22 protein-coding genes and 1 pseudogene are annotated in these 22,190 nt (G+C 71.1%); 8 read left to right on the top strand and 15 right to left on the bottom strand.

Annotated features, from left to right (window positions below):
- Positions 1-57: 57 nt before the first annotated feature.
- On the top strand, positions 58-705 hold the full coding sequence (locus tag AB0B14_RS25595; RefSeq protein ID WP_357524618.1) for a TetR family transcriptional regulator: 648 nt from the start codon (positions 58-60) through the stop codon (positions 703-705).
- Between the two features lie 94 nt (positions 706-799).
- Positions 800-1,240: a VOC family protein gene (locus AB0B14_RS25590; protein WP_357524616.1), complete on the top strand. Its 441-nt coding sequence runs from the start codon at positions 800-802 to the stop codon at positions 1,238-1,240.
- 14 nt (positions 1,241-1,254) lie between these two features.
- Here AB0B14_RS25590 and AB0B14_RS25585 read toward each other — a convergent pair whose 3' ends face one another.
- On the bottom strand, positions 1,255-1,749 hold the full coding sequence (locus AB0B14_RS25585; RefSeq protein ID WP_357524614.1) for a GNAT family N-acetyltransferase: 495 nt from the start codon (positions 1,747-1,749) through the stop codon (positions 1,255-1,257).
- Positions 1,750-1,851: 102 nt separating this feature from the next.
- Between AB0B14_RS25585 and AB0B14_RS25580 the strand changes: the two genes are divergently transcribed.
- On the top strand, positions 1,852-2,331 hold the full coding sequence (locus tag AB0B14_RS25580) for a GNAT family N-acetyltransferase (protein ID WP_357524612.1): 480 nt from the start codon (positions 1,852-1,854) through the stop codon (positions 2,329-2,331).
- A 50-nt stretch (positions 2,332-2,381) separates the two neighbouring features.
- On the opposite strand, the gene AB0B14_RS25575 is transcribed toward AB0B14_RS25580, so the two are convergent.
- Both AB0B14_RS25575 and AB0B14_RS25570 read right to left on the bottom strand, forming a co-directional pair.
- Positions 2,382-3,320, bottom strand: coding sequence for an NAD(P)H-binding protein (locus AB0B14_RS25575; protein WP_357074056.1), 939 nt, complete (start codon positions 3,318-3,320; stop codon positions 2,382-2,384).
- A 55-nt stretch (positions 3,321-3,375) separates the two neighbouring features.
- Complete coding sequence (locus AB0B14_RS25570) at positions 3,376-4,413, bottom strand: hypothetical protein (protein WP_357074053.1); 1,038 nt, start codon at positions 4,411-4,413, stop codon at positions 3,376-3,378.
- A gap of 172 nt (positions 4,414-4,585) precedes the next feature.
- Here AB0B14_RS25570 and AB0B14_RS25565 point away from each other — a divergent pair, with 172 nt between their 5' ends.
- Positions 4,586-5,170: a hypothetical protein gene (locus AB0B14_RS25565; RefSeq protein ID WP_357524610.1), complete on the top strand. Its 585-nt coding sequence runs from the start codon at positions 4,586-4,588 to the stop codon at positions 5,168-5,170.
- 116 nt (positions 5,171-5,286) lie between these two features.
- Here AB0B14_RS25565 and AB0B14_RS25560 read toward each other — a convergent pair whose 3' ends face one another.
- From AB0B14_RS25560 to AB0B14_RS25545, 4 genes and pseudogenes are all read right to left on the bottom strand, one after another.
- On the bottom strand, positions 5,287-8,121 hold the full coding sequence (locus AB0B14_RS25560) for a PQQ-dependent sugar dehydrogenase (RefSeq protein ID WP_357524608.1): 2,835 nt from the start codon (positions 8,119-8,121) through the stop codon (positions 5,287-5,289).
- A 516-nt stretch (positions 8,122-8,637) separates the two neighbouring features.
- Positions 8,638-9,360: pseudogene (locus AB0B14_RS25555) on the bottom strand (ThuA domain-containing protein); the annotation flags it as partial.
- Between the two features lie 535 nt (positions 9,361-9,895).
- The gene (locus AB0B14_RS25550) at positions 9,896-10,750 is read right to left on the bottom strand and encodes a CPBP family intramembrane glutamic endopeptidase (RefSeq protein ID WP_357524606.1); all 855 of its coding nucleotides are present in this window, start codon (positions 10,748-10,750) and stop codon (positions 9,896-9,898) included.
- Positions 10,751-10,787: 37 nt separating this feature from the next.
- The gene (locus tag AB0B14_RS25545; protein ID WP_357074042.1) at positions 10,788-11,531 is read right to left on the bottom strand and encodes a methyltransferase domain-containing protein; all 744 of its coding nucleotides are present in this window, start codon (positions 11,529-11,531) and stop codon (positions 10,788-10,790) included.
- A gap of 74 nt (positions 11,532-11,605) precedes the next feature.
- On the opposite strand from AB0B14_RS25545, the gene mug reads away from it, so the two are divergent.
- A complete protein-coding gene (gene mug, locus AB0B14_RS25540) occupies positions 11,606-12,175 on the top strand; it encodes a G/U mismatch-specific DNA glycosylase (RefSeq protein ID WP_357524709.1) in 570 nt (189 codons plus the stop codon).
- Here mug and AB0B14_RS25535 read toward each other — a convergent pair.
- Genes AB0B14_RS25535 through AB0B14_RS25525 form a run of 3 tightly spaced genes read right to left on the bottom strand, consistent with a single transcriptional unit; the run spans position 12,172 to position 13,540 of the window.
- Positions 12,172-12,672, bottom strand: a complete 501-nt coding sequence (locus tag AB0B14_RS25535) for a DUF5946 family protein (RefSeq protein ID WP_357074036.1) — start codon at positions 12,670-12,672, stop codon at positions 12,172-12,174. The two genes, mug and AB0B14_RS25535, sit on opposite strands and share 4 nt — an antisense overlap.
- A complete protein-coding gene (locus AB0B14_RS25530; protein ID WP_357524605.1) occupies positions 12,669-13,181 on the bottom strand; it encodes an SRPBCC family protein in 513 nt (170 codons plus the stop codon). Before AB0B14_RS25530 ends, AB0B14_RS25535 begins: the two co-directional genes overlap by 4 nt.
- On the bottom strand, positions 13,178-13,540 hold the full coding sequence (locus tag AB0B14_RS25525; protein WP_357524604.1) for a metalloregulator ArsR/SmtB family transcription factor: 363 nt from the start codon (positions 13,538-13,540) through the stop codon (positions 13,178-13,180). The genes AB0B14_RS25530 and AB0B14_RS25525 overlap by 4 nt, the downstream gene beginning before the upstream one ends.
- Before the next feature lie 90 nt (positions 13,541-13,630).
- On the opposite strand from AB0B14_RS25525, the gene AB0B14_RS25520 reads away from it, so the two are divergent.
- Positions 13,631-14,731, top strand: coding sequence for an ionic transporter y4hA (locus tag AB0B14_RS25520; protein ID WP_357074382.1), 1,101 nt, complete (start codon positions 13,631-13,633; stop codon positions 14,729-14,731).
- Between the two features lie 15 nt (positions 14,732-14,746).
- Here AB0B14_RS25520 and AB0B14_RS25515 read toward each other — a convergent pair whose 3' ends face one another.
- The 3 genes from AB0B14_RS25515 to AB0B14_RS25505 all read right to left on the bottom strand — a co-directional run bounded on the left by AB0B14_RS25515 (position 14,747) and on the right by AB0B14_RS25505 (position 17,043).
- Entirely contained in the window at positions 14,747-16,003 is a 1,257-nt protein-coding gene (locus tag AB0B14_RS25515; RefSeq protein WP_357074028.1) for a sigma-70 family RNA polymerase sigma factor, read from the bottom strand.
- Positions 16,004-16,006: 3 nt separating this feature from the next.
- Positions 16,007-16,399 carry a YciI family protein gene (locus AB0B14_RS25510; RefSeq protein ID WP_357074380.1) on the bottom strand — a complete coding sequence of 131 codons (393 nt, stop codon included), beginning with the start codon at positions 16,397-16,399 and terminating at the stop codon, positions 16,007-16,009.
- A gap of 266 nt (positions 16,400-16,665) precedes the next feature.
- Positions 16,666-17,043, bottom strand: a complete 378-nt coding sequence (locus tag AB0B14_RS25505; RefSeq protein ID WP_357524603.1) for a hypothetical protein — start codon at positions 17,041-17,043, stop codon at positions 16,666-16,668.
- A 133-nt stretch (positions 17,044-17,176) separates the two neighbouring features.
- Here AB0B14_RS25505 and AB0B14_RS25500 point away from each other — a divergent pair, with 133 nt between their 5' ends.
- Together AB0B14_RS25500 and AB0B14_RS25495 are read left to right on the top strand one after the other, a co-directional pair.
- Positions 17,177-17,920, top strand: a complete 744-nt coding sequence (locus tag AB0B14_RS25500; protein ID WP_357524601.1) for a neutral zinc metallopeptidase — start codon at positions 17,177-17,179, stop codon at positions 17,918-17,920.
- A 120-nt stretch (positions 17,921-18,040) separates the two neighbouring features.
- Positions 18,041-18,691, top strand: coding sequence for an HAD family phosphatase (locus AB0B14_RS25495; RefSeq protein WP_357074377.1), 651 nt, complete (start codon positions 18,041-18,043; stop codon positions 18,689-18,691).
- A 50-nt stretch (positions 18,692-18,741) separates the two neighbouring features.
- Here the strand turns inward: AB0B14_RS25495 and AB0B14_RS25490 are convergent, their stop codons facing one another.
- Positions 18,742-21,297, bottom strand: a complete 2,556-nt coding sequence (locus AB0B14_RS25490; RefSeq protein WP_357074019.1) for an ABC transporter permease — start codon at positions 21,295-21,297, stop codon at positions 18,742-18,744.
- Entirely contained in the window at positions 21,297-22,064 is a 768-nt protein-coding gene (locus tag AB0B14_RS25485; RefSeq protein ID WP_357074016.1) for an ABC transporter ATP-binding protein, read from the bottom strand. The genes AB0B14_RS25490 and AB0B14_RS25485 overlap by 1 nt, the downstream gene beginning before the upstream one ends.
- Positions 22,065-22,190: the final 126 nt, after the last annotated feature.

Genomic DNA, 22,190 nt, shown 5'->3' with positions numbered 1-22,190 from the left:
GGCCGCGGTGTGACCGTGACAAGCTGCTCCCCGCGCGCTGGGGCAGAGAGGTGACCGATGACGACTCCGACCGGAGGGGCGGACCAGGCGGTCCGGGTCCAGGGGCGGCGACGGGGTGCGGATCTCGAGCGCGCGATCTTCGAAGCGGTGATCGACCAGCTCGGCACCGTCGGCTACGCCAAACTCACCATGGAGGGTGTGGCGGCGGCGGCCCGCACCGGCAAGGCCGCCCTCTACCGCCGATGGGACAACAGGGACGACCTCGTCCGCGACGCCCTGGGCACCCTGCTGCCGGGGCCACCGGACGTGCCGGAGGCGACCCCCCTGCGTGCGGGTCTGCTGATCCTGCTCCACTACTTCGACTCGGCACTGTTCGGGTCCAGGGGCGCCGTTTTCCAGGCGGTCGCCGCCGGGAGCGGCAACGACGTGACGATGCTGCGTGCCCTCTTCCAGGCCCGGGTGACCGATCCCTGCCAGGAACGGATCCTGGCGCTGCTGCGCCGGGACGTGCCGGCGGGCGGGGCGTCGACGACCGACGAGGCGCACCAGAGGGCGTTCGCCACGGTCGGGCCCGCGATGCTGACGTACAACTGCGTCAACGGGCAGGACCGGAGCACCGACCAGCAGATCGAGTCCATCGTGGACACTGTGCTCCTGCCGCTGGCACACGCGCACCGGTCAGCGAATGCGCGGAAGCCCGGATAGCCCGCCCGTCCAGGAGTGTCGAGAACGGCCGGGCGGTTCCGTCTCTCAGTGGTGAGCGGCCGGTGTGGCCGCACGACAGAAAGGCAGACCCGCCATGGCGATCCAACGGATGGACAACGTCCTCATCGTCGTCGACGACCTCGACGCGGTCATCGCGTTCTTCGTCGAACTCGGCATGGAGGTGGAGGGCAGAGGGCCGGTCGAGGGACGTTGGGTGGAGCGTGTGATCGGGATCGACGACGCCCGGCAGGAGGTCGCGATGCTGCGGACCCCGGACGGCCACGGCAAGGTCGAGCTGGCGATGTTCCACACGCCGAAGGCGATCCGTACCGAGCCGACCGACGCCCCCACGAACACGCTGGGCATTCGTCGCATCATGTTCGCCGTCGACGACGTCGAGGACGTCATCGCCCGCCTCCGTACGCACGGGGCCGAGCTCGTCGGTGAGCTGGCCCAGTACGAGGACAGCTACCGGCTCTGCTACGTCCGCGGCCCCGAGGGCATCATCGTCGGACTGGCCGAACAGCTCGGCTGAGGGCCGCCGAAGGGTCACGCCCGAATGTCGGCGACCATGGTGTCCGCGTTCTCGAACGACTCGACCGTGCGGAACCCCTCGGCGGCGTACAACCCGGCGGCGAAGTTTGCCCGCTCCACGCTCAGCGACACCCGGCCGGTGCCGCGTGCACGCGCGACGTCCAGGACGGCGCGCAGCAACACCCGACCCACACCTCGGCCCCGCCACGACTGCCGCACGCCGATGGTCAGCTCCGGCACGTCGTCACTCACGTACCCGTATCCCGGATCGGCGGCGGTCAGGTGCCGCAACCAGGCCGCGCCGACCGGCCGGCCAGCCGGCTGCGTCGCGACCACCCCGACGTCGTCGGGCCGCATCCACCCGGTGACGTAGTGCGCGAACGCGGGATTCGCCAGGATCTGCTCGCGTGACCAGTTGCGCTCCGGCAGCCAGTTCACCGCCTCCACCAGCATGTCGACCAGAAACTCGCGATCGGTCGGGGTGGCCGCACGGATGTCGACGTTCTGCACCGCCACACTCTGCCACAGGACCAGTTCCGTGCGTGGGAGAGAACAAGCACCGGAAGCGGCGCGGCACGAGGCGGCGCCGGGGTCCTGGCTACGCTTCGGGGCATGTTCCGTGCGGCGCGGCCTGACGACTTCGAGCAGATCATCCGACTCTATCGGCAACTGAACGCGGACGATCCGGTGCTGGAGGATGGCTCCGACGAGGCGGCCTTCCAGCAGATCGTCAGCTCACCGGGGCTGCACCTGTTCGTCCTCGAACTGGACGGGACCGTCGTCGCCACGACGTACCTCAACGTGATCCCCAACCTCAGCCGGTCGGCTGCGCCCTACGCGGTCATCGAGAACGTCGTCGTCGACGAGTCGCGGCGCGGTACGGGCCTCGGCAGGCAGATCATGGCGGGCACGCTCCGGGCGGCGTGGGACGCCGGCTGCTACAAGGCGATGCTGATGACGGGCTCGCGTAGCCCCGCGACCCACGCCTTCTACCGAGCCTGCGGGTTCTCGGCGGACGTCAAGACCGCGTACCTCGCACGACCAGCCGCACCCCCGTCGAGCGCGGGCGACCCGTCGCCTGCCGCCTCCTGACACGAAGGCGCGGCCAGGCATCCCCGCCACGCGTCTCGATCGACGAACGGCTACCCCGCCGTCGCGGCACCGGTCGGCGCCGTCGTCGGGAAGGTCTCGCGGAGCGCGGAGTCCAGTGACCGGCCGGTCGTCGGCTCGACGAACAGCTCGACGAGCAGGAGGTCCGCGAGGTGGGTCACGTTGATGCCCGACTCCTTGCCGCCGAGGCCCTGTAACGCGCCGCCGAGGCGGAACGCGGCCTTCGCCGCGCCGGCCGGCAGCCGGCCGACCCGGCGGCGGCGGCCGACCGCCTCGGCGATCCGTCCGATCATGTCGCCCCAGGTCAGGTTCTCGTCGGCGACCGGGATGTCCGCGCCGCTGGCCTGTTCCAGGGCGTCCGCCGTGATCTCGGCGACGCTGCGCGCCGACACCGCGGCGCTTCCGCCGGTCGGCACGGCAAGGGGGGTACGGGAACGCGCCCACCGGTCCAGCGGCCCGGCCCAGTTCGGCAGCCGGTCACCGACCCGACCGAACACGAAGGGCAGTTCGAGGACGGCGACGGGCAGATCCGGGCCGGCCGCCGCCCGTCCCTCGCGGGCCTGCTCGACCCGACACCGGATGTACGTGTGCCGCTCGGCGAGCCGCCACTGCGGATGCAGCCGGTCGAAATAGGTGTAGTACGAGCCCATCACGGCACCGCGGGTGAGACCCTCCAGGCGGGCGGCGGTGCACAGGCGCACCACCGGGTCGACGTTGTCGCGGCGGAACTGCGGGTAGATCGGCTTGGGCAGCGGCCGCTGCTCGTCGGTGCGGGTGGCGTACACGACGCCGTCGTGACCGGCGAGCAGCGGCCGCAGGTCCTCGATCGAGGCGGACCCGAGGTCGAGCAGGTGGTCGACCCCCGGCTGGGCGGTCCGTGCCACAGTGGTGGTGGCGTGGCCGCGCTCGCGCAGCACGTCCACGACATGAGCGCCGATCAGGCCACTGCCACCCACCACGAGAATTCGCACGGTGCATGGTCCACTCTGGACCGGGGTGCTTGTCAAGCCGCCGGACCGGTGCCGGTTACTGCTTGTTCTTCGCGACGTTGTAGATGTCCAGGACGTCGTCGTCGAAGTAGGGGCCGTACATGTTGTCGGAGTACTTGTACGACATCACCGAGTTGACGTACCCGAATCGGAGGTCGTTGTCCCAGGCCCGCAGGAACGGGCCGCCGCTGGAGCCATGGTTGAGCGGGCAGTTCTTCAGCTTGATCCGCTGCGCCCCGGCGGCCTTGAGGGCACCCTGCGCGTAGTACTGCGACAGGCCGTCGTACGGGGCTTCGCCCGGATAGCCGAGCAGCATCGCCGTGAGCGTCTTGGACTTGTTGACGCTGAGCCCCTGCCCGCCGGTGACGTGCACGAGCCGGTCACCGTTGAGCGGGTGCATGGTGACGAAGGCGAAGTCCCACCAGAGGTAACCCCAGTCGACCCAACCCTCGACGGAGGTGAACTCCTTGGCGAACCAGAGGCCGTGCAGTGCGACACCGTCGGTGTACTCCGGCGCGTACGCCCAGTTGTCGTACCAGACGGATCCGCCGTTACCGGGGTGTACGCAGTGCCCGGCGGTGGAGACCATGTTCGCCTGCGGGTTGTTGATGGTCCCGCCGGAGCAGAAGAAGTCCTCGTCGTTGTGGGTGTAGAAGACGCGACCGACCCCGGGTGAGGCGTTCACCGCCTGGGTTGCCTGGCTGCCGCCCCCCACGGCCGCGCGCACGCCGGCCGCCGAGGAACGTGGTGCCGCCGGTGTCGCCACGTCTCGTGCGGCACCGATGCGGCCGGGACGGTCGGTGGCCTCCCCGTCGAAGGTGTCGACCCCGTCCGGCGGGGTAGCGGGGCGGGCCGCCCGCATGCGTTCCGGCGTCCAGTAGGCGTGTCCCGCCGCCGCCGCGCTGTCCGCGTCGGTGGGCACCCGCCCGTGGATGGTGGCGCGCGCCTCGGCCACGGTCGCGGAGGCGCTGGGCGTGCCCGCCGTAGCGGCACCCGCCTGGGCCGGCGTCTGGGCGACGGTGAGTGTGGTCAGCAGCATGATGCCCACCGCGACGAATCCGAGTTTCCTGCGCACGAGACCCCCTGAGGTTGACGGTCGGAGTCAGCACGCTCCGACGTCGCATCGCCCACGCTAGGGTCGGACGGGCGATCCACAGTGGTCCTGTCGTGTACGGTCGGTGACGGTTGCCTGACTGCGGAACGCACCGCGTCGTGTCTGAGAAACCTTCACGAATCCGGGGGTGGGGATGTCCGAGCCGCGCGCCTTCTGGCTGGACGAGCAGTTCGACCGCGAGCACGGCACCGACACCGGTGGCCGCTACGAGGCCGAGGTGCGGCGGCGGATCGACGACTTCGCCGACACCTGGGGCGACATCTCGCCCGTCGAGTTCGCGGCGACAGCCTGGCGAGTCGCCACCGCCCTGTCGCCCGGCTTCGTCCGCTGGCACCGGCGGATCGTCTCGGCGACCTGCGCGAGAAGCCCGTGGGACGGCAGCATGGTCTGCGCCGTGACGGTGGTGTCCCGCTGGCCGGCAGAGCTCACCTGGACCAGGCAGTGGCAGCGCGACCGCGGCTGGCGGGACTGGCCCCAGCTGTTCGGCCAGTACACGACCCCGACGGAGCAGGACCAGACCCGCAGCCCGCACCTGCGGGCGATGCTCCAGGTCGAGGCGCCGGTGCCGCTGGACCAACTGCCACCGGCTCCGGACGGTCCGGACGACGACGTCGCCACCACGGCGCGCCGCGCCATGGTGGTGCTGGCCCGGGAGCTCAACGACCTTCTCGCCCCGATGATCGGCCAGCTCGACGCCGGGGTGCCCGCGGGCTCCTAGGAGCCCGGGTCGACGGCCACGACAACGAGCACCGGGGCGGACGGTGTGTTCACCGCCCGCCCCGGACTCTCCCGACGTTCGCCGGCCCGGCCGCCGACCAGGCCGGGCACCGCTGCTTAGCCGGTGGTCAGGATGAACCTCTCCCAGGCGCCAACCGACGTACGGTTGGCGATCAGGGATCCGGCCCCGGCGTTCTCGGCGCACACGATCTGGTTGTTGACCGTGGCGCGCAGGCTCACCGTCCCATCCGAGTTGGTGATGAGCTGGAACGTCTCCCACGAACCGATCGCTGTGGCGTTGGCGACCAACGGGTTGGCGCCCGCGTTCGCGGCCGAGACGTAGAGCCCGTTGGCGCGCGACCGCAGCGCGATGTTGCCGTTGCCGGCGTCCACCCGGTCGAACTGCTCGGTGCTGCTGACGCTGGCCTTGTTGGCGATCAACGCGGTGGTGCCGACCGCCGACACGTACTGGTTGTTGACCTGCGCCCGTAGGGTGCTCACCGGCGTGCTACCACCTGTGCCGGTGGTGAAGGTGAACGCGTCGACATCGAACAGGTAGCCGGACCCGCCCTTGAACACCAGGTACAGCGTGGTCGACGCGCTCGGCGGGTTGCTGATCGTGCCGGACGACTCGACGAAGGTCTCCCAGTTGCCGGTCACCGGCACCGTGACGGTGCCCAGCAGGGTGCCGGTGGCCGACCCGGCCCGGACCTCGATGGTGCCACCGGCGCCGGCCGACGACGCCCGCACGGTGATGCGGTTGGCGTTGGCCAGGTTGTACGGCTGGTACGAGATCCAATCGTTGTTCTCGATGAACCCGGCGGTGCGACCACCCTCGGCGTTGGTGTGATCGGTCGCCTGGACACCGGAGGTGGCACCGAAGTGCTCACCCTGGCGGTGCTTCGGTTGCAGGGTCCTGATGCTGTGCGTGGTGAGCCCACCGTTGTCGGTGTAGGCGGCGTCGAACACGCCGTAGATGTTGGCCGCCGAGTCGTGCTCACCGTCGGTCGGGACGGTGATCGAGCCGCTGCACCCGGTCTTCGAGGTGATCTGGTGCGCGTGGCTGTCGTGGCCCAGCGCGTAGGTCAGGCTCACCTTGGTGCAGTCGATCGTGCCGTCCTGCGGGTCGCTCACCGAGATCTGGTACGAGATGGTGTCACCGAAGTTGAACAGCTGCCCGTCGGCGGGCGAGGTCAGCGTCACCGTCGGTGCCGTGTTGCCCACGGTGATGACCAGGCTCGCCGTGCCGGACAGGCCGGTCGGGTCGGTGACCTTCAACGTCGGGGAGTACGTGCCGTTGGTGGTGTACGTCTTCGTCGGGTTGGCCGCCGTCGACGTGGTGCCGTCCCCGAACGTCCACAGGTAGCTCAGCGCGCCACCCTCGGGGTCGGAGCTGCCGGCCGACGAGAAGTTCACGGTCAGCGGGTTGGCCCCCGACGTCGGGTTCGCCGCGGCGACCGCGATCGGGTTGCGGTTGCCGGCGCCGATGTACTCGACCCGGAACAGCGCCTGGTTGTTCGAGCCCGTGCCGTAGTCCAGCACGTAGAGGGCGCCGTCCGGGCCGAAGGCCATGTCCATGACCTGCGTGCCGGACCAGGGGAAGTTGGAGATCTCCCCGCGCGAGCCGTCGGCGTTGATCGCGATGGGCTTGATCCAGCGGCGGCCGTACTCGCCGGCGAAGAACAGGCCGTTGAGCGACTGCGGGAACTTGACGCTGGAGTTGAGCGAGGCGTCGTACCGGTACACCGGCCCGGCCATCGGCGACTCCGAGCCGCTGCCGAACTCCGACGGCGAACCGGAGTCGCCGGCGTACTTGATCCAGGCCGGCTTCGCCGCGGGCAGCGTGCCGAGGCCGGTGTTGCGGAACGAGTTGTTCGTCGGCCCGCCCGTGCAGTTGTACTTGGACTGCGACGGCCCGGACGGGAAGGTGTACTCGTTGTACGTTTCGGTGCTGCTGTTGCTGCCGGTGCAGTACGGCCAGCCGAAGTTGCCGGGCGCCGTGATCCGGTTGAACTCGACCTGACCCGACGGGCCCCGGCTGGAGTTGGTGCTTCCCGAGTCGGGCCCGTAGTCGCCGACGTAGACGACGCCGGTGGCCTTGTCGACGCTCATCCGGAACGGGTTGCGCAGACCCATCGCGTAGATCTCCGGACGGGTGTTGGCCGTGCCGGGTGCGAACAGGTTGCCCGACGGAATGGTGTACGTGCCGTCGGCCTGCGGCTTGATCCGCAGCACCTTGCCCCGCAGGTCGTTGGTGTTGCCCGCCGAGCGCTGCGCGTCGAACTGCGGGTTGCGGTTGGTCCGCTCGTCCAGCGGCGCGTAGCCGGACGACTCGAACGGGTTGGTGTCGTCGCCGGTGGTCAGGTACAGGTTGCCGGCGGCGTCGAAGTCCAGGTCACCGCCGACGTGGCAGCACTGCCCACGGTCGTTGGCGACCTGGAGCACGATCTTCTCGCTGCCCAGGTTGAGCGTGTCGTCGCTGTTGAGGGTGAACCGGGACAGCCGCAGGTGCCCCTTCCACCGGTCCCAGTCCGACTGCGAGCCGGTCGTCGGGGCGTCCCCGGACGGGGTGCTCAACGTCGGCGAGTAGTACAGGTAGATCCACCGGTTGGTGGCGAAGTTGGGGTCGACGGCGACGCCCTGCAACCCCTCCTCGTCGTGCGTGTAGACCGACAGGGTGCCGGAGGTCTTGGTGTTGCCGTTCACGTCGGTGACCCGCAGAACGCCGTTGCGGGCGGTGTGCAGCACCGAGCGGTTGGGCAGCACCGCCAGGGACATGGCCTCACCCAGCTCGGCCGAGCCGGTGGCGAGTTTGACCTGCTGGTAGTCGCTGGCGGGGATGACCACCGCCTGCGCGGTGGACGGTGCGGCGGCCACGGCCAGGGTCACGCTCGCGACGGTGGTGACCGCCGCGACGAGGACCCGGGGCCAGCGCCGGGAGAACGAGAACATGATCGTCCTTTCTCGACGACCGGGGGACGGGCGCGCGGGGGCGCGCCACGACCAGGTGGGGGTGTGGTGGAGAACGAGCTGGGGACCAGGTCAGTTGGTGGTGACGAGGTCGAACTTCTCCCACTGACCGATGGAGGTCCGGTTGGCGATCAGCGGGGAGTTGCCCCCGTTGTCAGCGGAGACGTAACGGTTGTTCACCGTGGCCCGCAGGCTCACCGTGCCGTCGGAGTTGCGCACGAGCTGGAACGTCTCCCAGGAGCCGGCGGTGGCCCGGTTGGCGATCAGCGGGGAGTTACCGGAGTTCTCCGCGGCGACGAACTGCCCGTTGCTCTTGGCGCGCACCCCCACGTTGCCGTTGGCGAGGTTGACCAGGTCGAACCGCTCGGTCGTCCCGACGGAGGTCTTGTTGGCGATCAGCGCGGTGGTGGCGTTCGGCGCGCTCACGAACTTGCCGTTGGCGCGGGCCTTCAGGGTCGAGCCGGCGGCGGTGGGCGGCGGGGTCGTCGGCGGAGTCGTCGTGCGCGGCGAGCAGTCGGCGCTCACCGAACCCGCGGCGACCTGGAGACCGCCGAGCAGCATCTTGGTGAAGTTCGGGTCGGTGTACGACGCCTCGGTGTGCCCGAGGCCCGTGTACCAGGCCCGGCCGCCGCCGTACGCCTTGCACCAGGTGATCGGGTGGTCGCCGCTCATGTTGCCGCCGCTGTACGACGACTCGTCGAGGCTGGCCAGGACCCGCGCGGTGGACCGGGGGTTGGTGCGGTAGTTGTACCACTCGTCGGAGCGGGACCAGGTGGCGGGCAGGTGCGCCGTCGACGGGTTGGTCTGGTCCTCGATCTTCACGGTCGCCGTCTGGATCGCCGGGTGCGAGTCGAAGTACGCCCCGACCAGCGCGCCGTACCACGGCCAGCTGTACTCGGTGTCGGCGGCGGCGTGCACGCCGACGTACCCGCCGCCGGCGGCGATGTACGACTCGAAGGCCGTCTGCTGGCTGGCGTTGAGGACGTCGCCGGTCGTCGACATGAAGACCACCGCCTGGTACTGGGCCAGGTTGGAGGTGGTGAACTGGCCGGCATCCTCGGTCGCGGTCACGGTGAAGCCGTTGGCCGAGCCGAGCTGCTGGATCGCGGCGATGCCGTTGGGGATGGCCGAGTGGCGGAAGCCGGCGGTCTTGCTGAACACCAGGACCTTGGTCAGCGGTGCGGCCGAGGCCTGCGTGGGCAGGGCTACCAGGCCGGCCATCAACACGGCCAGGCCGGTGACGAGGGCCAACAGGCGGGGACGGGAACGCATGGTCTTGCTCCTCTGCTGAGCGGCGACCTCAGGCTGTGCACGCGGGCAGGCCGGAGGCCACAGTGGCGGTGGTGCGGAAGCCGGGCCGCCGATGCTCGGCTGAGGTGGTGCGGGGTGGTGGGGGGATGGGGCGCGCGACCAGCAGATCACGCCGACCGACACTTGTGGACGGTCGAATTGTATCGACTGACATCGCTGACGCAGTAAACCTCCGATGTCTGCGCCCCGTCAAGCCCACGTTCACCGGCCCGGCTCCCTGCTGGCGCGGCTGGCGCCGGTGCCGCGCGCGACGTGTGGCCGGCTGCGGGTGCACCGACTAAGATGGGGAACTTCTCGCCGGGCACCTCGTGGCGCTGCCGTTCTGACCCGCCACGCCCGGTGCGCGACGGTCGCGAGACCGCGCCTGCCGCGGCCCGTCACGCGGATCAGGGCGGCGATCGGCACCAGCCAGTTGATCATGGCAAGATGCGACGATTCGCCGCGTTCACCCGCTCGGCGAGGCACCGCTCCCGTGCCGGTCGAGCGGTGCCCCGGCGCACGGGTCCGGTTCGCGCGCCCGCCAGTCGAGGCGGTCCCGGTAGAGGCGGCGCACGACCAGCCAGCCGACCGAGAACGGGACGGCGCCCATGGCCACGACTCCCAGGACGGCGGACCCGGTCACGTCGAAGACCGCTCCGACGTCACCGAACAGCTGGGCGACCGTCTGGAAGGCGAGGTGGAAGCCGATGCCCGCCCAGATGTCGCCGGTGGCGGCACGGAAGGCACCCAGGAGAAGCGCGAAGACGAAGAACAGGGCGAGCCGGTCGACGGACCGGGCGGCCCCGATGAGAAACCCGAACAGGGTGAACACCACCGCCTGCCCGATGACGGCCTGCCACGCCGGCAACCGGGTGGCGAGGTTGTGCTGCAGGTAGCCACGGAAGACCAGCTCCTCCGGCAGCGCCTCCTTCAGCGCGACGAGCACGACCAGCAACGCCGCCACCCGCAGGGCGTCCCCGGCGGACGTCCGAACACTGATCTCGACCCAGTCGAGACCGAGGCAGAGCGCGAACCCGAGGGCGGCGGGGAGGAGCCAGCAGGCCATGCCGAGCAGCAGGCGTCGCCAACCGGCCCGCAGCGAGGGCAGGCCGAGACCGGCCCAGGGACGTCGGTCCAGCCCTCGGCGGGCAACCACGACCAGGGGTACGACGAGCGCCGTCGTGAGGACTGCCCCGACGGCATGGGTCGGGCGGTCGTAGTCGCGGTCGAGAAGAGCCTCCAGCGCCAGCCACACCAGCACGGCGCCCGTGCAGACCACGAGGATCCGCGCGGGCAGGGCGACGCGACGTCTGGCGCTCACCGCCGGCAGCGTAGCCAGCGGCGTCAACGTGGGCCGCTCAGCGACCGAGGACGAGGTAGGCGAGGCCGAGGACGCCTCGGTAGCCACCGACGTACTCGCGCAACCGCTCGTCGAGTTCCGCGCGGACGTCGGCCGCGCGGGGATCCTCCGGGTACGTCAGTAGCCACTCCTGGCGGCCCGCGAGCCAGGTGGACTCGAAGTCGTCCCACTCCCGTTGGTCGGCGGTGCTCAGGTGCAGCACCCGCCAACCGCGCTCGCGGGCGGCCTCGACCAACCCGGGCAGGGGTGCGACCTCCGGGCCGAAGACCTCGGCGATCTCCGCCGTGGGTGACACTTCCCAGTACGCGTCACCGAACAGCAGCCGCCCGCCGGGGCGGACCAGGTCGGCGAGGGCGTCGAGGGCGGCCCCGGTGCCGCCGAAGGCGTGTGCCGACCCGATGCACAGGACCCGGTCGGCCGGCTCCTGCCAGGCCGCCACCTCGCCCATGACGAAGGTGACGTGTCGGTGCAGCGACCGGTCCGCGGCCAGCCGCCGTCCCCGATCCAGGGCGTCGCCATCGGTGTCGACGCCGACGCCCCGCGTCGCCACCGGGCCGGACACGCCCCCGGCGGCGACCGCGCGCAGCAGCAGCTCACCCCAACCGCAACCGAGATCGAGGACGCGCGCGCCGGGGCGGACGTCGAGTCGTTGCAGCAGCAGGGCGGCGTGCTCCGGTGAGAGCGGCGTGTTCCAGCGCATCCGCGCGTAACGGCTGGCGGCGAGGTGGTCGGCTGACTGCATCCGCTGAGGGTGCCACGTCGTGATCATCGGCGTGCGCCGTGTCCGGTGCCCGCGCGTACGGCAGGATCGGTCTGGTGGACGCGCAGCGGTCGGGGCCGTTTCGGCGGCCGACCCCGCAGGAGGTGGCGGCGGCGGCCGGGCGGGGCCTGGCCGACGTGATCGGGCCCGGCCTGCGGGTGCTGTTCTGCGGCTTCAACCCGGGTCTCTACTCCGCCGCCGTGGGGTTGCCCTTCGCCCGCAGGAGCAGCCGGTTCTGGCCGGCCCTGCACCGCGGCGGTTTCACCGACCGGGAGTTGCACCCGTGGGAATCTGACGAGTTGCTGCGTCAGGGCCTGGGCATCACCAGCCTGAGCAACCGGGCCACCGCCCGCGCCGCCGAGCTGACGTCGGAGGAGCTGGTGGCCGGGGTGACGGGGTTGGCGGTGAAGGCCGAGCGGTACCGGCCGCGGTGGGTGGCCATCCTCGGGGTGACCGCGTACCGGATCGCCTTTGTCCGGCCCCGGGCCGGGCTGGGGCCGCAGCCGGATCGGCTGGGCCCGGCCCGGGTCTGGGTGCTGCCCAACCCCAGCGGCCTGAACGCGCACTTTCCGCTGCCGGCGCTGGCCGCCGAGTTCGCCAAGCTGCGGCGCGAGCTCGACCCCTAGCCCCCGTAGCGTGGTGTGGCGGCCAGCGCGGCACGAAGGTCGGCGAGCGTCGCGACCGCCCAGCGGCCGACGGCGTCCGGGTACTCCGACTCCTGTCCCTCCGTCACGTCGTGGGCCGTGACCGACCACGACACCGGCCAGCGCCTGTCGATGTGTGAACGATCGGTTGGCGGCGCCGATCGGGTGACCTTGCGCGAGCCGGCCGCGAAACGGCCCATGTCGCGGCGCAGGCGCGCGAGCGGAGGTGCTGCGGGACCGGTCATCTCGTCGACCGCGGCGTGCAGGCGGTCGAGCGTCGCACGGGTGAGCCGGGACGGATGCTGGAGCTGGTACGTGGCCACGGCGAAGAAGTGCGCCCGCATCCCCACCTGCGGTTCGAGAGTGGGCAGCACGCGGGTCTCGATCTCGAGCAGCTCGTGCAGCCGCGTCCAGCAGTCGCCGCTGGCCGGCAACGCCCCTCCGCACTCGGCGCAACGGTCGGTGTGCGTCGCGTTCACCCCTTGTCCACCAGCAGCCCGGCGAGCCCCTGGTAGTAGGGCTGCATGGCGGGGTGGTACTCGTCGAACTCGGGCCGGGGTGAGCCGTCCCGGGAGGCGACGAGCAGGTCCAGGTAGTACTCCCAGCCGGCGCCGACCTCGGCGATGCCCTCCAGGCTCGTCAGGTGCTGGACGAACCGCAGCTCGGTGACGCCGTCGGTTTCGGTCAGCGCCAGCTCCAGCCGCCAGGTGCCGTAGCTGTCGATCAGCGACACGGCGAGGCGTCGCTGTGGCTCGCACGCGTCGATGTGGACCTCACTCCAGGGCTGCTCCTCCTCGTACGCCATCTGGATCCGGACGGTCCGTCCGGGCGCGGCGTCGCCCTCCCAGGGCCCGTACCAGCGGGCTGTGCGTTCCGGCTCGGTCAGGCTGGCCCAGACGTCCGCCGCCGGGGCGCGGAAGGTCCGGGTGAGGACGAGATCGTGGCCGGTGGCGGTGCGGAACAGGCGTCCGGCGGGCGTACGGGTCATGCGGTGTGCTCCCTTCGATGCTCCGCCGGGCCGCTGCTGCGGCGCTCTCGGCGGGTGCGATAGATCTCGGTCTCCAGCGCGTCGAGGTGCCGCTCCCACCGGTCGGCGCCGGCGAGCCCGGCGAGCCAGTCGGCAAGCGGGGCGAGTGGGCCGGGGTCGAGGCGGTAGATCCGCTGTCGGCCGACCAACTCGTCGCGGACCAGCCCACTCTCGCGCAGCACCCGCAGGTGGCGGCTGATCGCGGGTCGGCTGATCGCGAAGCGTTGGGCGATGTCGCCGGCGGAGAGGGGTTCGTCGCGCAGCATGGTCAGGATGTGCCGTCGCACCGGGTCCGCGATTGCGGTGGCCACCTCGTCCACTCCGGAAGCGTAACCCATGGGTTACGGGTTCGGGGAGGCGGCCGCGTCGATGGTGGGCACATGATCAGCTGGCCTGGCACGCTGTACGGCATGGCCACCCTGCTTCGCTCCCGGATGACCGACTGGACCGTTGCCGTACCCGTGCTCGCCGTGCTGGTGCTGCTCGCCACCTGGGGGCGGGACCTGCCCGGGCCGATCATCGTGGTGGTCGCGGTGCTGCTGGGAGGTGCGGTGCTGGCGGCCGTGCACCACGCGGAGGTGGTCGCCCACCGGGTGGGGGAGCCGTACGGATCGCTGGTGCTCGCCGTCGCGGTCACCGTGATCGAGGTCGCCCTCATCGTCACGCTGATGATCAGCGGGCCGGAGAAGACCCAGTCGCTCGCCCGCGACACCGTCTTCGCCGCCGTCATGATCACCTGCAATGGCATCCTCGGCCTGTCCCTGCTGCTCGGGGCGCTCCGCCGACGCGTCGCCGTGTTCAACCCGGAGGGCACCGGTGGCGCGCTGGCCACCGTGATCACCCTGGCCACGCTGAGTCTGGTCATCCCGACCTTCACCACGGCCCGGCCCGGCCCGGAGTTCAGCCCGGCCCAACTCACCTTCGCCGCCGTCGCCTCGCTGGCCCTGTACGGGCTGTTCGTGCTGGTGCAGACCGGCCGGCACCGCGACTACTTCCTGCCGGTCGACAGCCAGGGCCGGGTGATCGACGCCGAGGAGCACGCCAAACCGCCGACGACCCGCGCCGCGCTGATCAGCCTGGGGCTGCTGCTGGTGGCGTTGATCGCGGTGGTGGGTGACGCGAAGACCGTCTCACCGACCATCGAGGCGGGTGTCGCGGCCGCGAACCTGCCGCACGCGTTCGTCGGTGTGATCATCGCCCTGCTGGTGCTGCTGCCGGAGACCCTCGCCGCCGCCCGCGCCGCGCGCCGCGACCGCGTCCAGATCAGCCTGAACCTCGCCCTTGGCTCCGCGATGGCCAGCATCGGCCTGACCATCCCGGCCATCGCGATCGCCTCGATCTGGCTGGACGGCCCCCTCCTGCTCGGCCTCGGCGGCACCCAACTCGCCCTGCTCGCGCTGACCGCCGTCACCGCGGTGCTGACCGTCGTGCCGGGCCGGGCCAACGTGCTGCAGGGTGGCGTACACCTGGTGTTGCTGGCCGCGTTCGTCTTCCTGGCCGCGAGTCCCTGACCGTCCGCCGCCGGCTCAGCCGGCAGGCGGCGGGTCGCCCGCGAGGCGGTCCGCGCGGGCGTTCAGGTAGCGCTGCTGCGCCAGGTTCGTCGAGCGCGCCGCCGCCCTCCGGTACGCCTCACGCGCCGCGCCCCGCTCACCTTCCAGCTCCCACAGGTGCGCGCGGGCGGCCGGCAGTCGGGGGTCGTCGGCCAGCCGCGCGTCGTCGGCCAGGTCGGCGAGCAGCGCCAACCCTGCCGAGGTGCCCCGACTCATCGCCACCGCCACCGCGTGGTTGAGCGCCACCACCGGGTTGTCGGAGATGCCCAGCAGCACCTCGTACAGGGCGGTGATCTGCGCCCAGTCGGTCTCCCGCGCGCTGGGCGCCTCGTCGTGCAGTGCCGCGATGGCCGCCTGCACCTGGTACGCCCCGACGACCCCGCGCGGCAGCGCCCCGGTGATCAGCTCGACCCCCTCGGCGATCTGGTCGGCCCGCCACCTGCCCCGGTCCTGCTCGGCCATCGGCACCAACTCGCCGTGCGGGCCGAGCCGCGCCGGAGCCCGCGCATCGGTGAGCAGCATCAACGCGAGCAGCCCGGTGACCTCGGGATCCTCGGGCAGCAGCCGGTGCACCAGGCGGGTCAGCCGGATCGCCTCGGTGGTCAGGTCGGCGCGCAGCAACCCGGGACCGGCCGTGCGGGCATACCCCTCGGTGAAGATCAGGTAGAGCACGTGCAGCACGGCGGCGAGCCGGTCGGCGCGCTCCGGGCCGGTCGGCGGCGCGAACCGCAGTCCACTGTCCCGGATCCGTTGCTTGCCCCGGCTGATCCGCCGGGTCATCGTCGCCTCCGGCACCAGGAACGCACGCGCCACCTCGGCGGTGCTCAGCCCGCCCACGGCGCGCAGCGTGAGCGCGATCTGCGACGCCGGCGACAGCGCCGGGTGGCAGCACAGGAAGAGCAGGATGAGCGTGTCGTCCGCGTCCGCCGGCGAATGGTCAGCCGCCGGAGCGCGCCACTGCTCCGGCAACACCCACCGCGCCACCGTGTCCTCCCGCCGCATCCGGGCCTGTTCGGAGCGCAGCAGGTCGGTCAGCCGGCGGGACGCGACGGTGATCAACCAGCCGCGCGGGTTGTCCGGTACGCCGTCGCGCGGCCACCCGCGCACCGCCGCGATCAGCGCCTCCTGCACCGCGTCCTCAGCGGTGTCGAAGTGCCCGTAGCGACGTACCAGCGCGCCGAGGACCTGCGGCGCCAGCTCGCGCAGCAGGTCCTCGACGCGTGTCTGCGGCATCGGTCAGCCGGCCAGGTCCTCGATGCCCTCCAGTACCGGCCGCACGTCCACGTACCCGTCGGGGGCGGTGGGGTCGACAAGTCCGGCGGCGATCTCGGTGGCCCGGTCGAAGCTGGCGCACTCCACGATCGTGTAACCCGCCAGGACCTCCTGCGTCTCCGGGTACGGGCCGTCGGTGACCACGGGTGCGCCCTCGCGTACCTGCACCCGGCGCGCGTGCACGGGCTCGGTCAAGCCCTGGGCGTCCACCAACTCCCCGGACTCGGCCAGCGCCTGGTGGAACGTCTCCATGTGCTTGTGCATCGCCGCGACCTGTTCGGCCGACATCGCCGGCCGGTCGGAAGCCCGCCCCGACAACACGTCGTAGTCCTGCTGGGAGCCGTACAGCAAAATCATGTACTTCACGGGTGTCCCCTCCTGTCTCTGGTGCCGCCGCGGCACCGCTCACCAGAAACGTCGAAGCCCAACCCCCCACCCAGACACCACCCCACCCCACCCCCACCCACCCCACCCACCCCCGATTCGATCCGTTGATCATGAGGTTATAGCTCCGACACGCCGACAACGAAGGCAATAACTCCATGATCAACGGGGGAGGGGCGGGCGGCACGGCGACCAGGGCGACACCTGGCAGCGCGGCCGGGAGCCCGGCGGCTGACGAGTCACTGGCCGTAGGAACGGCGGAGCCGGTCATTGATCAGGTAGTTGAGCCGGTGCCGCAGGTACCCGAGGGTGCTCTCGCTCGGCACCTCCCCGTCGGTGGTGAGCGTCCACCGCAGCGCGCACTCCGGGCCGGGCGGGTGGGCGGCCAGGTCGAAACGGACCCGGTCCAGCGGCCGGTGCGGCCACAGCGACGACCAGATCAGCAGTACGGGGGCGTAGCCGGCCAGCACCCGCGGCGGCACCTCGTCGTCACGTAGCTCCAGCCAGGGCCGGCTACCGACCTCGTACGGGTCGCGCAGCGAACGCCACACGACGTGTGGAGGGGCCGGCTGACGGCGAAGGCGGCTGCCCAGCTCGTGCATGACGATCCTCCTCACCCGCCCCGTCTCCTTATGGTTGTACGGCAAGGTGAACCATCCGCAGCCGGCGCGCGTGAATCCGGTGCGTGGGCGTGGCGGTCGTATCGTCGGGGTACTGCGCAACGCGAGCACGGATGTCTGGGGAGGCACAGTGGGCACACGGTCCGGACGCGATGCCCGGGGCCCGGTGGCGGCCCTGCTGACCGCGGCCCTGCTGTCGCTCGCCTGCGCGGGCGGCGGGTTGGCCGAGCCGGAGGGCGAGCGCCCCGCACCGGCCGGTTCGCAGGCCTCCCCGGGGCCGACCACCACCCGGGCCGACGGCACCACGAGCGTCGCCGAGTTCAAGCAGGACGTCGCCGACGCGCAGACGATCGCCGAACGGTACTGGGCGGCCCAGTTCAAGGAGTCCGGGCAGCGGTTCCAACCGATCCGGCGGATCACCCCGTACCAGCGGGCGGGCGAGGTGTCCTGCGGGGGCGAGCCGCTGCCCCGCAACAACGCCGTCTACTGCTCGCGGGGCGACTTCATCGCGTACGACGTCGCCTGGTCGGTGGCGGCGTTCCGCCAGGTCGGTGACGCGTTCGTGTTCTACCTGCTCGGCCACGAGTACGCCCACGGCATCCAGGTGCGGCTCGGCATCAACTACAGCTTCACCATCCAGCAGGAGTTGCAGGCCGACTGCATGGCCGGCGCGTACCTCGGCGACTCGGTGCGCGCCAAGGCCCTGACCCTGGCCGACGGTGACCTGGACGAGTTCCGCGAAGGGCTGGCGGCCGTGGGCGACGACCCGGACCAGCCGTGGTTCGCGGAGGGCTCGCACGGCACCGCGCAGCAGCGCACCGACTCGTTCTTCCGTGGCTACGAGCGTTCCCTGCAGGCCTGCGACCTGGGCTGAGCGGGTTGCCCGGATCACGTCGGTGCCCAGCACGGTCACCGGCGGTGCCCGGGCCTGGCAGGATCGCCGGTGTCGCCCACGACCCTGGAGGATCCGCTGAGCAGCCACCACCTTGCCGCCGTGCTCTTCGACATGGACGGCACGCTTGTCGACAGCGAGAAGCTGTGGGACGTCGCGTTGGAGGAACTCGCCCGGGAGTACGGCGGGGAGCTGTCCGAGGACGCCCGCCGGGCGATCATCGGCACCAGCATGGCGGAGTCGATGCGGCTCCTGCACGACGACCTGGGGCAGCCCGAACGGGACCCGGAGATCAGCGGAGCGTGGATCTACGCCCGGATCCTGGAGTTGTTCCGCGGCGGCCTGCCCTGGCAGCCCGGCGCGTTCGAGCTGCTGCGTGCCGTCCGCGCGGCGCGGATCCCCACCGCGCTTGTCACCTCCAGCCCCCGGGCGCTCGTCGAGATCGCCCTGGACACCCTGGGCCGGGACAACTTCGACGTGGTGGTCGCGGGCGACGAGGTCGTGGCGGCCAAACCGCACCCCGAGCCCTACCTGACCGCGGCCCGCCTGCTGGGTGTGCCGATCGAGCGGTGCGTGGCGATCGAGGACTCGCCGACCGGGGTGGCCAGCGCACGCGCCTCGGGTGCGGCGGTGCTGGCCGTACCGGCGGAGGTGGCGCTCGCGCCCACTGCCGGCGTACACCAGGTGCAGAGCCTGACCGGCGTGGACCTGGCGCTGCTCGCGGCGCTGCTGGCCGACCGGGCCGCGGCCTAGCGAGGAAAAGGGGGCCCCGGCGTCCGCCGAGGCCCCCTTTTCCTTCCTGCTCAGTCGTGGGCGATCGCGCCCAGGACGTTGATCCGAGCCGCCCGGATGGCCGGGAGCACCGCGGCCACCACCCCGATGATCGCGGCCAGGCCGAGGAAGACACCCATCTGCCCCCAGGGCAGGATCAGGTCGGTGATCCCCTCGTCCTTGAGTGCCTCGACCACGGCGGCGCCGAGGCCGGTGCCGACCGCCACGCCTAGCAGCGCGCCGAACACGGAGATCACCACCGCCTCCACGGTGATCATGCCCATGGTCTGCGACCGGCGCAGGCCGATCGCCCGCAACAGACCCAACTCCCGGGTCCGCTCCAGCACCGAGAGCGCCAGGGTGTTGATGATGCCGAGTACGGCGATCACGATGGCCAGGGCCAGCAGGATCTGGATCATCGTGAGCAGCCCGTCGAGCTGACCGGTCTGCTGCTTGATGAACGCGTCCCGGTCGGCCACCGACACCTCGGGGCTGTCCGCCAGCAGCGTCTCCACCTGGGGCTGCACGTCGGCGACCCGGGCACCGGGGGCGAGCTGGATGAAGCCCTGGATCGGCTGCGGGATGGTGAAGTCCGTCGCGGCCTGCACCGGCAACGTCACCGGGTTGGTCAACTGGGACGACTCGTAGATGCCGCTGACGGTGTACGTGCGGGCCTCACCGCGGGTCAGCTGCACCTTGACCGTCGAGCCCACCGACCAGCCACGCGAGGTGGCCGTGTCGGAACTGGCCAGCATCTGCGTCGGCCCGAGCCGGTCGATGTCACCGGCGGTGGCCTTCGCCCCGAAGATCTGCCGCAGCGACGTGATGTCACTGCTGGCCGCGACCCAGGTGCTCTTGCCGTCGAGCTTCGCCATGTCGCCGTACTCGCCGTCGACCAACTGCACACCGGGCAGGGTCTTGGCCTTGTCCAGCACACCCGGGTCGAAGCTCGGCGGACGCGGACCACCCTGCTGACCGGAGATCACCAACTCGGCCTTGATGGTGTCCTGGGCGAGGGCGCTGATGCTGCCCTTGGCCGAGTCGAGGATCACCGTGACGCCGGTGACCAGCGCGATGCCGACCATCAGCGCGGCGGCGGTGATCGCCGTGCGGCGCGGGTTGCGCCCGGAGTTGAGCCGGCCCAGCTTGCCCGGCACCGACCAGGAGAAGATCGCACCGAGCAGGCCCACCACCGGCCGGCTGATCAACGGGGTCAGCAGCGCCACACCGATGAAGGCGAACAGCACCCCACCCAGGATGGTGGGCAGCGTGCTGCCGCGGGCGTTGCCGCTGAGCCCCAGGAAGAGCAGCACCGCGCCGATGGCGGTGACCACCGACCCGGCCACGGTGATCTTGGTCAACGGCCGGTCCGGGGTGGCCACGTCCTGCATGGCCGCGATCGGCGGGATCCGGGATGCCCGCAGCGCCGGCAGCAGGGCCGCCACCACGGTGATGACCAGACCGACCGCGAACGAGCCGATCACCGCGGCCGCCGGCACACCGATCCCGGCCAGGGTGAGCCCACCGGCCAGCTTGCCGAACAGGAACGCCAGCAGCGCCCCCACCCCAATGCCGGCGGCGAGGCCGAGCACCGAGGCGATCAGGCCCACCGCGATGGCCTCCAACACCACCGAGCCGATGATCTGCCGGCCGCTGGCCCCGATGGCGCGCATCAGCGCCAACTCCCGGGTGCGCTGCGCGACGATGATCGAGAAGGTGTTGAGGATCAGGAACGTGCCGACCAGCAACGCCACCGCGGCGAAGCCGAGCAGGATCTTGTTGAAGAAGGACAGCCCCTCCTTCAGGCTGGCCGCCGCGTCCGCGGCCAGCTGCTCACCGGTCTTCACCTCGAAGTCCGGGCCCAGGGTGCGGGCCACGTCGTCGCGCAGCGTCTTGTCGGAGACCCCACTGGCGGCGTTGACGGTGATGCTGCTGAACGTGTCCGGCTGGCCGAGCATCAGCCGCTGCGCCACCGGCGTGGTGAAGAAGACCTCGTTGACCCCGCCGATCGAGTCCCGGTCGCCGCTGTAACCCATGATGCCGACCAGGGTGAAGTCGCGCTTCTTCGACTCGAACGCGGTGAGCACGCCGACCTTCTGGCCCACCTGCACCTTCGCCGTCGTGGCCAACGCCTTGTTGAGCACGATCTCGTCCTCGGCCTGCGGCGCGCGGCCCTCCCGCAACTGCATCAGCTCGGTCTCGCCGATCCAGTTCTCGCCCAACTGCGGCGGGCCGAACGAGGTGACCACCTTGCCGTTGCTGCCGATCACGCGGGCGCCGTCGGCGTTGACGATGCCGGTCGCCGACGCCACCCCCGGCGCCTGCTTGACCCGTTCCACCACGGCGGCGGGCAGCGGGGCGTTGGTCTGCTCGCCCTCCATCTCGCTGAGCTCCACCTTCGGCTTCGCCGCGACGTTCACGTCGATCTCGGAGTAGCCGTCGGCGAAGACCGAGTCGAACGAGCGACCCAGCGTGTCGGTCAACACGAAGGCACCGGAGACGAACATCACCCCGAGCACCACCGCCAGACCGGACAGGATCAGCCGGACCTTGCGGGCCAGCAGACTCTTCATTGTCGCCCGGAACATCAGTTGCCCACCTCGGCCGGAGTGTCCAGCTTCTTCATGGTGTCCAACACCGTCTCGGCGGTCGGCTCGATCAGCTCCGAGACGATCTGCCCGTCGGCGAGGAAGACCACCCGGTCGGCGTACGCCGCGGCGGTCGGGTCGTGGGTGACCATCACGATCGTCTGACCGTGCTCGCGGACCGAGTTGCGCAGGAAGTTGAGCACCTCCGCGCCGGAGCGCGAGTCCAGGTTACCGGTCGGCTCGTCCGCGAAGATCACCTCGGGGCGGGAGACGAGCGCCCGCGCGCAGGCCACACGCTGTTGCTGCCCGCCGGAGAGCTGAGCCGGCCGGTGGTCCAGCCGGTCCTTCAGACCGACCGTGGTGATCACCGTGTCGTACCAGGTCGGGTCCGGCTTGCGCCCGGCGATCGAGAGCGGCAGCAGGATGTTCTCCTTGGCGGTCAGCGTGGGCAGCAGGTTGAACTGCTGGAAGATGAAGCCCACCTTGTCGCGGCGCAGCTTCGTCAGCCCCGCGTCACCCAGCCCGGTGACTGTCGTCTCACCGATCGCCACCGTCCCCCGGGTCACCGAGTCCAGGCCGGCGAGGCAGTGCATCAGCGTCGACTTACCCGAACCGGACGGCCCCATGATCGCGGTGAACCGGCCACGTTCGAACTCGGCGCTGACCCCCCGTAGCGCGATGACCTGAGCCTCGCCGCTGCCGTACACCTTCCACACGTCGTTCGCCCGGGCCGCGGCCTGCGCCTGCTGGCCTACCGTCGCGGTCACGTCATCTACCTCTTCCGTCTGTCCGTATGTTCACGCCGCCCCCCGATGGTCCGGCGTGACTGTTCCATCATCGGCGCTGATCACGCCCGTTCCGTCCGCCCACGGGGGGACCCGGCGCGGATTTCC

This window comes from Micromonospora sp. NPDC049171 (assembly GCF_040648275.1).
Taxonomy (GTDB): Bacteria; Actinomycetota; Actinomycetes; order Mycobacteriales; family Micromonosporaceae; genus Micromonospora.
The sequence above is the reverse complement of the archived record's forward strand: the minus strand, read 5'-3'. Positions and strand labels throughout refer to the sequence as shown.